17 protein-coding genes and 1 riboswitch are annotated in these 12652 nt (G+C 68.4%); of the genes, 8 read left to right on the top strand and 9 right to left on the bottom strand.

The window, feature by feature from the left end; translation table 11 throughout:
* Window positions 1-23: 23 nt before the first annotated feature.
* The 5 genes from ACFY16_RS28325 to ACFY16_RS28345 all read right to left on the bottom strand — a co-directional run bounded on the left by ACFY16_RS28325 (window position 24) and on the right by ACFY16_RS28345 (window position 6094).
* Window positions 24-1043 (bottom strand): ABC transporter ATP-binding protein, encoded by a 1020-nt coding sequence (locus ACFY16_RS28325; protein WP_390650017.1) that lies wholly within the window; start codon window positions 1041-1043, stop codon window positions 24-26.
* Window positions 1043-2716, bottom strand: a complete 1674-nt coding sequence (locus ACFY16_RS28330; protein WP_390650018.1) for an ABC transporter permease — start codon at window positions 2714-2716, stop codon at window positions 1043-1045. Before ACFY16_RS28330 ends, ACFY16_RS28325 begins: the two co-directional genes overlap by 1 nt.
* Window positions 2692-3780 (bottom strand): thiamine ABC transporter substrate binding subunit, encoded by a 1089-nt coding sequence (locus ACFY16_RS28335; protein WP_390650019.1) that lies wholly within the window; start codon window positions 3778-3780, stop codon window positions 2692-2694. The genes ACFY16_RS28330 and ACFY16_RS28335 overlap by 25 nt, the downstream gene beginning before the upstream one ends.
* A gap of 87 nt (window positions 3781-3867) precedes the next feature.
* Window positions 3868-3975: riboswitch (TPP riboswitch) on the bottom strand.
* 24 nt (window positions 3976-3999) lie between these two features.
* Window positions 4000-5106, bottom strand: coding sequence for a 23S rRNA (adenine(2503)-C(2))-methyltransferase RlmN (rlmN, locus tag ACFY16_RS28340; RefSeq protein WP_390650020.1), 1107 nt, complete (start codon window positions 5104-5106; stop codon window positions 4000-4002).
* A gap of 232 nt (window positions 5107-5338) precedes the next feature.
* Window positions 5339-6094 (bottom strand): GntR family transcriptional regulator, encoded by a 756-nt coding sequence (locus ACFY16_RS28345; protein WP_390650021.1) that lies wholly within the window; start codon window positions 6092-6094, stop codon window positions 5339-5341.
* A gap of 78 nt (window positions 6095-6172) precedes the next feature.
* Between ACFY16_RS28345 and ACFY16_RS28350 the strand changes: the two genes are divergently transcribed.
* The 6 genes from ACFY16_RS28350 (at window position 6173) to ACFY16_RS28375 (ending at window position 8235) form a co-directional block, all read left to right on the top strand.
* Window positions 6173-6451, top strand: a complete 279-nt coding sequence (locus tag ACFY16_RS28350) for a hypothetical protein (protein WP_390650022.1) — start codon at window positions 6173-6175, stop codon at window positions 6449-6451.
* Between the two features lie 135 nt (window positions 6452-6586).
* Window positions 6587-6766, top strand: coding sequence for a hypothetical protein (locus ACFY16_RS28355; RefSeq protein WP_390650023.1), 180 nt, complete (start codon window positions 6587-6589; stop codon window positions 6764-6766).
* Window positions 6766-6975, top strand: coding sequence for a hypothetical protein (locus tag ACFY16_RS28360; RefSeq protein WP_390650024.1), 210 nt, complete (start codon window positions 6766-6768; stop codon window positions 6973-6975). Before ACFY16_RS28355 ends, ACFY16_RS28360 begins: the two co-directional genes overlap by 1 nt.
* The gene (locus ACFY16_RS28365; protein WP_390650025.1) at window positions 6972-7196 is read left to right on the top strand and encodes a hypothetical protein; all 225 of its coding nucleotides are present in this window, start codon (window positions 6972-6974) and stop codon (window positions 7194-7196) included. Before ACFY16_RS28360 ends, ACFY16_RS28365 begins: the two co-directional genes overlap by 4 nt.
* On the top strand, window positions 7193-7936 hold the full coding sequence (locus ACFY16_RS28370; RefSeq protein WP_390650026.1) for a GntR family transcriptional regulator: 744 nt from the start codon (window positions 7193-7195) through the stop codon (window positions 7934-7936). The genes ACFY16_RS28365 and ACFY16_RS28370 overlap by 4 nt, the downstream gene beginning before the upstream one ends.
* A complete protein-coding gene (locus ACFY16_RS28375) occupies window positions 7933-8235 on the top strand; it encodes a hypothetical protein (RefSeq protein WP_390650027.1) in 303 nt (100 codons plus the stop codon). Before ACFY16_RS28370 ends, ACFY16_RS28375 begins: the two co-directional genes overlap by 4 nt.
* A gap of 184 nt (window positions 8236-8419) precedes the next feature.
* On the opposite strand, the gene ACFY16_RS28380 is transcribed toward ACFY16_RS28375, so the two are convergent.
* The 4 genes from ACFY16_RS28380 to ACFY16_RS28395 form a co-directional block, all read right to left on the bottom strand.
* Window positions 8420-8743, bottom strand: a complete 324-nt coding sequence (locus tag ACFY16_RS28380) for a CPCC family cysteine-rich protein (RefSeq protein WP_390650028.1) — start codon at window positions 8741-8743, stop codon at window positions 8420-8422.
* A gap of 288 nt (window positions 8744-9031) precedes the next feature.
* On the bottom strand, window positions 9032-9310 hold the full coding sequence (locus ACFY16_RS28385) for a hypothetical protein (RefSeq protein ID WP_390650029.1): 279 nt from the start codon (window positions 9308-9310) through the stop codon (window positions 9032-9034).
* A 192-nt stretch (window positions 9311-9502) separates the two neighbouring features.
* Complete coding sequence (locus ACFY16_RS28390; RefSeq protein ID WP_390650030.1) at window positions 9503-9841, bottom strand: hypothetical protein; 339 nt, start codon at window positions 9839-9841, stop codon at window positions 9503-9505.
* A 254-nt stretch (window positions 9842-10095) separates the two neighbouring features.
* Window positions 10096-10770 (bottom strand): hypothetical protein, encoded by a 675-nt coding sequence (locus ACFY16_RS28395; RefSeq protein WP_390650031.1) that lies wholly within the window; start codon window positions 10768-10770, stop codon window positions 10096-10098.
* Between the two features lie 323 nt (window positions 10771-11093).
* On the opposite strand from ACFY16_RS28395, the gene ACFY16_RS28400 reads away from it, so the two are divergent.
* Both ACFY16_RS28400 and ACFY16_RS28405 read left to right on the top strand, forming a co-directional pair.
* Complete coding sequence (locus ACFY16_RS28400; RefSeq protein ID WP_390650032.1) at window positions 11094-11531, top strand: hypothetical protein; 438 nt, start codon at window positions 11094-11096, stop codon at window positions 11529-11531.
* 313 nt (window positions 11532-11844) lie between these two features.
* Window positions 11845-12258: a hypothetical protein gene (locus ACFY16_RS28405; RefSeq protein WP_390650033.1), complete on the top strand. Its 414-nt coding sequence runs from the start codon at window positions 11845-11847 to the stop codon at window positions 12256-12258.
* Window positions 12259-12652: the final 394 nt, after the last annotated feature.

The following is a 12652-nucleotide window of genomic DNA, read 5'->3' on the forward strand; positions in this document are numbered from 1 at the left end:
GTCACACCGTAGTGGCGCCCCGGTCAGTCGAGCATGACGATTTCCGCCGCGTCGAACTCCACTCCGACCGCGTCCCCGACCTCCGGCGCCTCCCGCAGCGCGCATGCCGCCTCCAGCCGCGGCGCGTCCCCCGGCTGGAGGTGCACGGCGACATGGGTGCCCTTGAAGGTGCGCGCGGTCACCGTGCAGCGCAGCCCCTCGTCCGCCGGCACCAGCCGTACGCCGGCCGGGCGGACGAGCAGCGTGCGCGTCCCCTGCGGTGCGCCCCCGCCCACCGGGAGCTTGCCCCAGGGCGTGTCCGCGGCCTCCCCGGAGACCGTCGCCTCCACCACGTTGTCGAAACCGAGGAACCGCGCCACGAACGCGTCCGCCGGCCGCTGCCACACCTCAAGAGGCGTGCCGGACTGGGCGATCCGCCCGTCCCGCATCACCACGACCCGGTCGGCGAGCGCGAAGGCCTCACCCTGGTCATGGGTGACCGCCAGCACGGTGGTGCCCAACCGGCCGAACAGCTCCCGCAGTTCGACCACCAGCCGCTCCCGCAGCGACCGGTCGAGCTGGCCCAGCGGCTCGTCCAGCATCAGCAGCCGCGGCCGGGGCGCCAGCGCCCGGGCGAGCGCCACCCGCTGCTGCTCACCGCCGGACAGGGCGGCGACGGCCCGGCGCGCGGCCCCCGGCAGCCCGACCAGGTCGAGCAACTCCCCCACCCGGCCGTCCCGTTCACCACGCGACGCACCGTGCATGCGCAGCCCGAACGCCACATTGCCGCCCACGTCCCGCTGCGGGAACAGCTGATGGTCCTGGAACATCAGCCCGACCCCCCGCTTGTGCGCGGGCACCCCCACCTGGTCGCGTCCGGCCAGCGACACCCGCCCACCGTGCAGGGGCTGGAGCCCGGCCACCACCCGCAGCAGCGTCGACTTGCCGCTCCCGCTGGGCCCGAGCACACACACGACCTCGTGCTCGGCGACGTCCAGATCGACGGCGTCGAGCACGGCCCGCCCACCGAACCGCACGGTCGCACTCGCAAGACTCAGCAACATCAGAACTCCCCCGTCCGATCCGCACCCCGAAGCCCCTCCAGTACCAACAGGGCCCCGGCGCACACCACCATCAGAATCGTCGAAAGGGCCATCGCCTGGCCGTAGTTGAGTTCACCGGCCCGCCCGAGCAGTTTCGCCACGGCGACCGGCAGCGTCGGGTTGTCGGGCCGCGCGAGGAACACGGTCGCCCCGAACTCCCCCAGCGACACCGCGAAGGCGAACCCGGCCGCGATCAGCAGCGCCCGCCGCACCAGCGGCAGATCGACCTCGCGCCACGCCCGCCACGGCGACGCCCCCAGCACGGCCGCCGCCTCCCGCAGCCGCTCGTCCACGGCCCGCAGCACGGGCAGTATGGTCCGTACGACGAAGGGCACGCCCACCAGCGCCTGCGCCAGCGGTACGAGGATCCAGGAGCTGCGCAGATCGAGCGGCGGCTCGTCGAGCGCGATCAGGAACCCGAAGCCGACCGTCACCGCGGAGACCCCGAGCGGCAGCATCAGCAGCGCGTCGAAGCCCCGCACGAGCCGCCCGGCGTCGCGCCGGGTGAGGGCCGCGGCGGCGAGACCTCCGATCAGCACGGCGATGACGGTGGCGGCGACGGCGTACGTCAGTGAGTTGCCGACGGCCTCGATCGGCGGCACCAGGAACGCGCCCCCGTCGGACGACGTCAGCGCCCGGTAGTAGCCGAAGCCGGGCGCGTCCAGCGACCGTTGCACCAGCACGGCGAGCGGCAGCAGGATCAGGACCACGACGGTGCCGAGGACACCGGCCAGCAGCGCCCACTGCCCGGCCCCGCGCGGCCGCCGCGCCGTCCCGGACGCGTCCACCAGCCGCAGGGCGGTCTCCCGTCGCCGTACGGTCCAGGCGTGCACGGCGAGGATCGCGCCCACCGCCACGAACTGGACGATCGTGAGCACGGCGGCCGTGGCCAGGTCGAAGATCTCGGAGGTCTGCCGGTAGATCTCCACTTCGAGGGTCGAGAAGGTCGGTCCGCCCAGGATCTGCACCACACCGAACGAGGTGAAGGTGAAGAGGAAGACCATGAGCGCGGCGGCGGCCACGGCGGGCCCGAGCGCCGGCAGGGTGACCGTGCGCCAGGCCGTGAACCGGGAGGCGCCGAGCATCCGCGCCGCCTCCTCCTGCCGCGGGTCCAGCTGCGCCCAGAGGCCGCCGACCGTCCGTACGACGACCGCGTAGTTGAAGAAGACGTGCGCGAGCAGGATCGCCCACACCGTCGTGTCCAGCCGTACGCCCCACAGTTCGTCGAGCAGTCCGCCGCGCCCGACCAGTGCCAGGAACGCCGTACCGACGACGACCGTCGGCAGCACGAACGGGACGGTCACCACCGCCCGCAGGATCTGCTTGCCCGGGAAGTCGAAACGGGCGAAGACGTACGCGCCCGGGAGCGCGACGAGCAGGGTGAGCGCGGTGGAGGCGAGCGCCTGCCAACTGGTGAACCACAGGACGTGCCGGATGTCGGACTGCGCGAGCACCTCCCCGATCCGCCCGAACTGCCAGACCCCGTCGACCTTCAGACCGCGGGCGACGATCGCCGCGACGGGGTAGGCGAAGAACACGCCGAAGAACGCGACGGGCAGGGCCATGAGCCCGAGCCGCGCCGCGTTCCCCTTCCGGCCCTTGCGGGGGGCTACTTCAGTACGAGCGAGGTCCACGACTTGACCCACTGGTCACGGTTGGCGGCGATCGTGTCGGGGGCCATCGTCTCCGGGTCCTTGGCCGCGGGCCCGTACGCCGTGAACTCGGCGGGCACCTTTGCTCCCTCGACCACGGGGTAGACGAACATGTTCAACGGCATGTCCTCCTGGAACTCCTTGGAGACCAGGAAGTCGATGAGCGCCTTGCCGCCCTCGGTGTTCTTGGCGTTGCTCAGCAGCCCCGCGAACTCGATCTGCCGGAAGCAGGTGCCGTCCGCGACACCGGTGGGCGCGGTCGTGGGCTTCGGGTCGGCGTAGATCACCTCGACGGGCGGCGAGGAGGCGTACGACACGACGAGCGGCCGGTCGCCCTTGGCCTTCTTGCCGCCGGCGGAACCGGAGAACTCCTCGTTGTAGGCCTGCTCCCAGCCGTCGACCACCTTCACGCCGTTGGCCTTGAGCTTCTTCCAGTAGCCCGGCCAGCCCCCATCGCCGTACTTCGCGGCCGTGCCCAGCAGGAAGCCGAGGCCGGGCGAGGAGGTGGAGGCGTTCTCGGTGACGAGGAGGTTCTTGTAAGCGGGCTTCGTCAGGTCGTCCAGGGAGGCCGGCGGGGTCAGCTTGTGCGCGCTGAACCAGGCCTTGTCGTAGTTGACGCAGATGTCGCCGTAGTCGATCGGCGTGACCCGGTGCTTGCCCTGGTCGAGCTGGTACTCGGTCCCGACCTGGTCCAGGCCCTTGGCCTCGTACGACTGGAACAGCCCGTTGTCGAGGGCCCGGGACAGCAGCGTGTTGTCCACGCCGAAGAAGACGTCGCCCTGCGGGTTGTCCTTGGTGAGGATGGCCTTGTTCACGGCCTGCCCCGCGTCCCCGTCCTCGAGGACCTTGACCTTGTACCCGGACTGCTTCTCGAAGTCCGCGAGCACGCTCTTGGAGACGGCCCACGAGTCGTGGCTGACGAGGGTGACGGTCTTGGAGTTCCCCGACCCCCCGTTCCCCGAGCCCGTGTCGGCGGACGACCCGCAGGCGGACAGCGTGACCAGGCCGAGCCCGATCGCCGCGGCCACGTACGTCTTTCTGTGCACTGATTCCTCCTGGAGGTGACCAGGAAGAGACGCGGCCCTGCCCGGGGCCGTCGGACGGATCCGCCGGTTCCCGGGCAGGGCGAACAGCTTGAGTGATGACCGAACTTCCTACCCAGAATGACCTGGGCGAGGTTCAGAGGGTCTGCGGCCCGGTTGCCGCACTCTCAGCGCTGTGGCGCTCCCCTGTCGGAATATGAAGATGTACCTACGCGGGTCAGACTACCGCTCGGTGGCGGCCAGCTGACCGCACGCCCCGTCGATCTCCTGCCCACGGGTGTCCCGGATGGTGACGGGCACCCCGTGCGCCGCGATGGCCTCGACGAACGCCTTCTCGTCCTCGGGCCGGGAGGCGGTCCACTTCGAGCCCGGCGTCGGGTTCAGCGGGATGAGGTTGACGTGCACGGGCTTGCCCTTGAGGAGCCGTCCGAGCCGGTCGCCGCGCCAGGCCTGGTCGTTGATGTCCCGGATCAGCGCATACTCGATGGACAGCCGGCGGCCGGACTTCTCGACGTACTCGAACCCGGCGTCGAGGACCTCGCGCACCTTCCACCGTGTGTTCACGGGGACGAGGGTGTCGCGCAGTTCGTCGTCGGGTGCGTGCAGCGAGATCGCCAGGCGGCACTTGAAGCCCTCGTCGGCGAACCGGTGGATGGCGGGCACGAGTCCGACCGTCGACACGGTGATGCCGCGCTGCGACAGGCCGAGCCCGTCCGGCGCGGGGTCGGTGAGCGCCCGGACGGCCCCCACGACCCGCTTGTAGTTGGCGAGAGGCTCGCCCATGCCCATGAAGACGATGTTGGACAGCCGCGCCGGACCGCCGGGCACCTCACCGTCCCTGAGGGCCCGCATCCCGTCCACGATCTGGTGCACGATCTCCGCGGTGGACAGGTTCCGGTCCAGCCCGGCCTGCCCGGTGGCGCAGAACGGGCAGTTCATACCGCAGCCGGCCTGCGAGCTGATGCACATGGTCACCCGGTCCGGGTACCGCATGAGCACCGACTCGACGAGCGTCCCGTCGAACAGCCGCCACAGCGTCTTGCGCGTGGTGCCCTCGTCGGTCGACAGATGCCGTACGACCGTCATCAGCTCGGGAAGCAGCGCCTCCTGCAGCCTGCCTCGTGAGCCGGCGGGAATGTCGGTCCACTCCGCCGGGTCGTGCGCGTACCGCGCGAAGTAGTGCTGCGAGAGCTGCTTGGCACGAAACGGCTTCTCACCGATCTCGGCCACGGCGTCCTTGCGCTCCGCGGGCGTGATGTCGGCGAGATGCCGCGGCGGCTTCTTGGCTCCGCGCGGGGCGACGAAAGTGAGTTCTCCGGGTGCAGGCATAACACGTCCAGTGTGGCAGATCATCTGCGGGGCCCCAGGCCAGAGCGGGGTGGGGGTGGTCACCCCTGGGCGGTCTCTGTCAGCTTCTGTCGACCTCGCACGGCCCAGGGACGGCCCAGGAATGATCTTGAAAGGGGCCCCTGACCGGCCACGAACGGGGGCAGGAAAGAGTCAGGGACAGACGCGGGGCATCAACACCCGCGACGCCCCCGCCTCCACCGACGATCAATAATCAACGATTGATCGGAATCTCGTAGACGATCTCGCAGTGAGCGACGGGCACCACGATGTCCGCCGTCTCGACGGGCCGCCCGTCGTCGCTGTAGTACGTCCGCCGGATGTGCGTGACCAGCGCGGCCTTCTGGATGCCGAGCAACGACGCCTCCTCGGCGGTCGCCGTCCGCGGTTCCGGCTGCTCCACCGCATGGCTCACGGTGACCCCGATGACAGCCATCCGGTTCACGACACCCACCCCGGCATGCGGCCCGCCCTCGGGCAGGACGACGAGAGTGCCGGCCGTGAGGTCGTACGGCTCCCAGCTCGTCGACAACTGCACCGGCCTGCCGTCGGCCAGGAACTCGTAAGCCGTCCGGACACACAGCTCGCCCTCGTCGATCCCGAGCCGCGCGGCGATGTCGGCAGGCGCCGGCACCTTGGCATCGGTCCGACTCTCCCAGTCCCCCGCCCTGCCGACGTCCTTCATGTCGGCCCGAAACGGCGACCCGTCGCGTCGCTCCCGCGCCGCCGACCGAACCACCCGCACCCGCTGCCGGGGCTCGGCGACGTACGTACCCGATCCGGCGCGCCCCTCCAGCAGCCCTTGAGAGATCAGCAACTCCTGCGCCCGGCGCACCACGTTCTCGCCCACGCCGCACTCCTGGCCGATCTGGGTGCGAGAGGGCAGCCGGTCACCCGGCTCCCATACGTGCTCCGCGATCCGCCGCCGGAGTTCGTCGGCGATGCGGAGATAGGGCGGCTTCTCAGGCATATGGAAAATCTAGTCCACTAGCCCTAATCTAGTTAACTAGCTTCACTCAAAGTGATCGTCGGTGACGGAGGCTGCCCTGTGCCCGCTTCGGGAGTTAGCGCGACGGCCATCGCCGCCCGGCTGTCCGCTCTCGGGCTTCCCACACAAGTGGAGGAACACGGGAGTCACACGACGGTCGAGGCGGAGATACCGGAATCGCTCTCCGCCGAGTCATGGCGGGAGGTCCTGGACGTGGTGGCCGACGCCGACCGGTTCGGCCTCCTCGCCACCAGCCTGAACGGCCGCACCCTCTGGGCGGCCGTACGCAAAACGGTCCCCACGACGGGCGATGTCGGGGGACCGAGCTATCAGCGATAGGAGCTGAACAGCATGCGCAACCGTATCCGCCGAGCCGTCGCCCTCACCAGGGCGCGGTACTCGCCGCACTCGCCCAAGGGCAGGCACCGCCGCTCCTTAACACCCGCCGGACCGCCGGCCGCTCCCGCTTTCCCCATGTCCGCGGACGCGTTGACGCTCACCCTGGGCCGGGCTTCCACCGACACGAACCACCGAGACTCGCTCGCAGCCGAGGACATCGCCCTCGTCCGCCCGTACGTGCTGGCCTGGGAGAAGCGCGTGCGGTCGCGCTCGACGGTCGCCGTTACCCAGTCGGCTCTCGCGGGAGCCCTCTGATGCCTGTCCGCAAACAGCCGCAGCCGCACGTCACGGACGCCTCGGCCGTCCCCTACCGGTCCACCGCCTGCCGGATCGGCACACACCCCGCCTGCGCGGAGCTCTCCCCGACCACGACGCCGGACGCCGTACCGGTGATCTACGAGACGTGCGGCTGCCCATGCCACTCGACACCCGACCGATCCACGCCCGCCAAGGAGCTCCGGTGAACAGATGGACCCCCACCGGCGCACTGGCCTCCCACATCCAGGTCACCGCGACGACCGTGCAGCGCGGCGACATCATCCAAGTCGGCGGCCGGGCCTGCCGGGTGAGCGACCTCTTCCAACTCCCCCAGGGCGCCAGACAAATCCTCTTCGAGTCGGGCGAGCTGCTGACCATAAACGCGCGTACCCGGCTCGGCGCCGTACGCATGCAGAGAAGGCGGTGATCCGATCCGTGCCCTCTCGCCAACACGACATTGCCGACGACCTCCGCCAGCAGATCACGACCGGTCGCATCAGCCCCGGCGAACGCCTGCCCTCCGAAGCCGACCTGGCCAGCCAGCACAAGGTCAGCACAGTGACGCTGCGGAGGGCCCTGGCAGTGCTCCAAAGTGAAGGCCTCATCGAGAAGGTCCACGGCAGGGGGAACTTCGTCCGCCACCCCGCCCGCAAGATCGTGTACGTCGGCGGCTGGGGGACGCTGGACCCGCGGACCGCGGCTGAACCGGCCCTGCGCGTCACCGTTCGCAGTACAACGGTGCAGGCCCACGGGCATCTGACGACCTTGCTGAAGGTGCCCGCGGGCAGCCCTCTCGCCGAGTTCTCCTGCACCAGCTTCGAAGGAGAGTCACCACACGGGCTGGCCCGCATCTACATCCCGCGCGACCTGGCACCAGCCGGACTGCTCGACAACACACCCGCAGACCGGGACCCCATCACAAGATTCGCTGTCCTCACCCTCGCGTCGGCCGCTGTCCGGGAGACGGTCTGCGCTCGCCCACCGACACCGGAGGAAGCATCGACCCTCCGGATCGCCTCCGCCGCGCCGGTCCTCGCGATCACACGAGTCGCGACCGCCGCCACCGGCCGAGTCGTCGAAGCCGCGCTTCTGGCCTTCCCGGGGGACCGCATCGACGCGGTCTTCACCACCCACCACGTGCTCGACGAGAGGCAGACGCAAGGATGACGCCCCGAAACGAACTGCGCCTCCTCCCATGGTCAGGCCCGGAGGGCAAACCCTGCTACCTGAGCACCGACGACCCGGACGGCTACATGTCGCGCCTGGCAGACAACATCGAGTCGGTTCAACTCGGCTCGGCGGGCGAGCTGCTGGCACACGTCCACGAAACGCTCGACGACCAGGACGCGAACCCGGATGACATGCGACGGCTGGCGCGCGAACTGGCCGGCTCTCTGCGGGATGTCCTGCGCGTTGCGACCAGCCGCGGTGCTCTCCTGGCGGTAGGCGACCCGCACAACATCTGAACGACCGGGCGTGAGCGTTCGCCGCCCGTCACTGCCCTTCCAGTTGGAGAGGGGAACCCAACCACGTGCCTGGGTTCCCCTCTCCGCCGCGTCGTGCGCCCCCTGGCCGACACGTCCGTGTACTGCCCACTGGACAGCTTCACAGGTCAGCCGCGTGGACCTCAGCCGACGAAGCGGTCGACGTTTAGGGGCGGGGGCGGATGGTTCCTGTTCCGTAGGGTGTGCCGCTCACGGGATGCTCGTGGGGCAGCGGGGCACGTACGGAGCGTGTGGAGCGCTCGTCGCATGCACCGATCTCCTGGAAGTTCCGGCGGGCCTCTCGGAGGCTGAGCCCGCGGTTCGGGCCACCCCGGATCTCGGCCGCGTCGTGCTCGTCCTGACCGTCGTCCTCCCAGAAGCAGACATGGCAAATCTCGTACGCTCCGCGCTCAGCCAAGGTGATGAAGCCGCAGCAGGGACAGCGGTACGGTCCGGCTGAGGCTGCTCCCTGAACATTGATCAAGGCCATGGCTGCAATCCTTGTCTACCGTCATCGCATAGGACCACGGCGTTTCAGCGGTGGCCTGATCGACGGAGACCGCGTCGCACTGGTCGCCGGCCAAGCCGATCGTGCGTTGGGGTGCACGCTTTCCAACTGTGTTGGTGGGGCCCGCGGCTGTATGCGGGGGCGTTCACCTGGGTTCATAGGCAGCCGGGCGTCGGCGCTGGGACGGCTTTGGGTCTCGTCGGTACGGCCATGAACGGCGGTGAATGAGACGGAAACTGAGACGGGCGCCGTCCAGCCGGTATCGTCGGGCTACAGGCCGCGCAGTGCCTCGTAGAGGTCGCCGTAGACGCTCCAGCAGGTGACGCTGCCGTCGTCGTTCAGGCTGCCCATATACCAGTCGTCGTCGTTGACGGCCTTCACCAGACAGAGTCCATGGAATCCCAAGACGATCTCGGGGTGGAGCTGCTCGCCTTGCGCCGGCCAGCCCATCACGACGCGATCGCTGCCGAGAGGTGCGGCCTGCCTGTCGCCAGAGACCTCGCGGATCTCCTCCAGCGTCCAACCTGCCGGTAGCTGTCTGCCTGCCATCCAATGATGATGACAGCCACGACAGGCGCCGAGTGGCCACGGCTCCTTAGAGCACCGCTTTAGGAGCGAGGTTGGTCGACTCGGTGGCTGATCTGCGAAATGAGCCCTCCACAGGGCGTGGGCTTCACGGCCTGTGGACGCCTGCTGTTCCCCGTGACTCCCCGCTCGTTCTGGCACGGTTGTGGCACGCGTTCAGTCGCCCTGGAACCACAGGTAGCTGCCGGGGGTGTTGACGCACTGCTGTAGTTGCGTTGCAAGGTCGTCTAGTGCAGCAACCTGGTGCTGATCGCTGCACTGTTGACGCAAACTGCTGATCTCGGTGAGTGCGACGGCGGCCTCCTGCTCGTTCATCAACGTGTCTCCGTACGGATCAACAGCCGTGAGCCGCCCAGGCACCCCCAGCAGTTGCAGGGAGCCGAGCGCATCGGCCAACGCGTCCCCGTGCCCGTACGAGCTACTCAGAAGTGTTGCTCGGGATTTGCGCCAGTTTCGCGTTGGCCGTGCGGAGTGCAGCTCCAGGTCGAGCCCCATGGGCCCAAGTCTCTCGCAGGCTCGGTTGGGGCCGTCAGCATTTGATCCGTAGCTCTGTAGAGATCGGTCATTGGAGGTCATACAGGCTGCGGGGAGGGGTGTGACGGCCGACACTGGATGCTGACGGATGCTGGGGTTGCTGTACTCCGTTGCTGTACCGCGTCACAGATCCACTCGGGTCTCCGGCTCCCGGCTCCCTTGCCGCAGCACGACGTGGGCCAGCCTGAACGGCAGAGCGCGAAGGATCGGCTCCATCATTCGTACCAAAGTCCGGGAAGCGGTCCACGCTCGGTCGTTGCCGGAACGCCGGGTATGGTGCTGCCCCTTTCGAGGTCGCCCCGGATGTGCAGATAGAGGGAGGGTGTCGGCAAGCCGATGGTCTGGATCCAGCCCTTGCCGTGCACGTGGCCAGCTGCTTTCAGTTCCGCGGCTTGGCCCGGTGGGGCGATGCTCTCCACGTAGCTTTGGCAGATCGTCTCGCCGCTGTCGGCGAATGTGTAGCGGGCAGCGTAGGCGTAGCCGTCGTGGAGCCAGACATACAACACGATTGGCTTATCCAGAACCGCGCGGAACCACTCGGCGGCAAGCTCGGCGAGCCGTTCCGTGGAGCCCTTGGCGTCAAGTGCCCAGGCGCTGGGACGGTCCGGGAGTAGATACAGCTGGTTGTGTAGACGGTCCCCCCGGACGCGGTCGCCGACCAGGTGCACACCCAGATCGATCAGGTGTTGGCGGGGCTCAGCCGGGTCGGACAGGCTGACATGAGCGAGGAGCGATTGCCAGGCGTCCGGGCGTCCGACCTCCCCGACAACATCAGCCGGCGCCCAGGCCATGCACCGTCCGCTCAGCGCGGATACGAAGGCTCTCTCTGTGTCGTCGAACTCGAAGTCGTCGTCCGGATCATCGATCTCGAACCAAGCACGCGTCGTCATGGGACTGACCTTATGGCGAGAGCGAGGTGTGCCCGGAACTCGGGAAGCTCACCAAGGTCCCGGACCATGATCGGCCCCGGGGCCTTTCGACTGGTGCCCGACGGGATTCGAACCTGCGACACCCGCTTTAGGAGCGAGGCTGGTCAGCTACTGGGGTGACCTGCCGATTCCCTGCCTTGGGCGCTGGCCGGCGGCGTCGCCCTGACGAACCCTGGTTCCCCGTGAGTCCCCGTACGTTCTGGCACGAGAGCGGCACAGAGCTGTGCATTGGAGATCCTCTCGATGCCTGTTGATCGTGCGACTTGGCATGCCAGACTGCGGTCGTGGAGGAGATCTACCAACTGTGGCTGGCAGCCACCCCTCGCCCCATACCCGAGGACGAGGCTCGGATCTATTGGAATTGCAAGGACGATCCGACCCCAGCTTTGGACGAGGGCTTGCGTTGCGCCTCCTACCTGTACGTCGGTTCCTGGAGTGCCGAGCACGAGCCAGAGAACCTGCATGCGGGTGAAGGGCACTGTCCCGCCAACCGGCTGTCCAGCTGGCTTTTCTACATCGGGACCATAGATCGCTATCAGGTGCCGTTGCTGGACGAAGAGCTGATGGCCCAGTTGGTCGAGCTCTACCGTCCGCGCCGCGGTGACCTTCCAGCCGACGCGATCGAGCTCCCACGATTGGAGAGCTTTCTCCATCGGCACTTGAGGCTGCACCTGCTCCCTGAGGAGTCGGGCCCGGAGGTGTATGACCAGATGCAGTACTGAGGTCGGTGGAGCCTGCGCGGTGTCCGTCTACCGAGACCGACGTCACCAATTTTGCGCTCTGGCCTCATCCCTGTCAGGTCGATGACAGGGACCGTCGACGTCGGTCAACCGGGGCCTGCGCCTCGGTCAATCGTCCCCTGAGAGCCAGCGCCGACCGCTGCTGTTCGTGCTTGTTGGTGTCAGCCGCTGGTGTCAGCTGCCGCACGGCGCTTCGCTGACCTACGGCAGGACGTCGCTGCAGCTGCTATGGGGCCTGCAAGCCTGCGGCTAACGCCGCTTGTAGAACGGGTGTGCGAAGTGCGAGCATGCGCCCGTGACAATCTCCTCTAGATCATCCTTTGGCAGTACGGCTCCGCTCTTCCGCTGGGTAGCCGCTATCCGTAAGGCCCCGGTCAGCTCGGCGAAGGACGTTGCCGACTTCCACCAGGGCATTGAACTCCGGCTACGTGCACTGTTCGTCACGCCGGACAGCAGGGTCAAGGCGCAGTGGGGCGAGTTGCGCCTGTCGAACTCCGCGGACGCCGTATGGGAAGCCAGGGTCGGCAAGGATGCGCTGACGATCCCGCTTGCCACCACCACTATCGCCCCTGCGGCCAAGCACAAATTCATGGGCACTGCCGGATTCGATCTCACGCTTGCCGACGGGAGCGTGCAGCGCATGAGGGTCTACACCGGAGACGCAAGTCTGGTCAATGCCGTGTTCGGCAAGACTGTCGAAGTCTCCTAACGCGCGAGTCCATGCGCACTCCCAAGTCAGGTACGCCCGCGAACCGGGCCTCCCGAGTGCGGCACGGGCTCCTCTGCATTCACCCACCATCCCGTCCGCCGTCGACCCACACACCGTGGAGCGGGCGTGGTTCAGGGGCGTCAAGGTGGAGCGCGCCACTGCACGAACGACCTTGACGCCCCTGGGCCGCGTCTGCTCGGCTCTGCCTGGGTCGACGGTGGACGGGATGGGAGCACCCCACGCACGCCACTACGCACCCGCGGTCGGGAACGGCGCCCCCTCCATCCCGGTGCCGGCCGATCCCCCGCCGGAGGCATCGTTCTGACCGCGGCCGACGTTCTGCGGTGATCGACTCATGGCCACCGGCCCTACCCACATGTGGGCGCGCGTCGGC

Source organism: Streptomyces sp. NPDC001315, assembly GCF_042896175.1.
Lineage (GTDB): Bacteria > Actinomycetota > Actinomycetes > Streptomycetales > Streptomycetaceae > Streptomyces.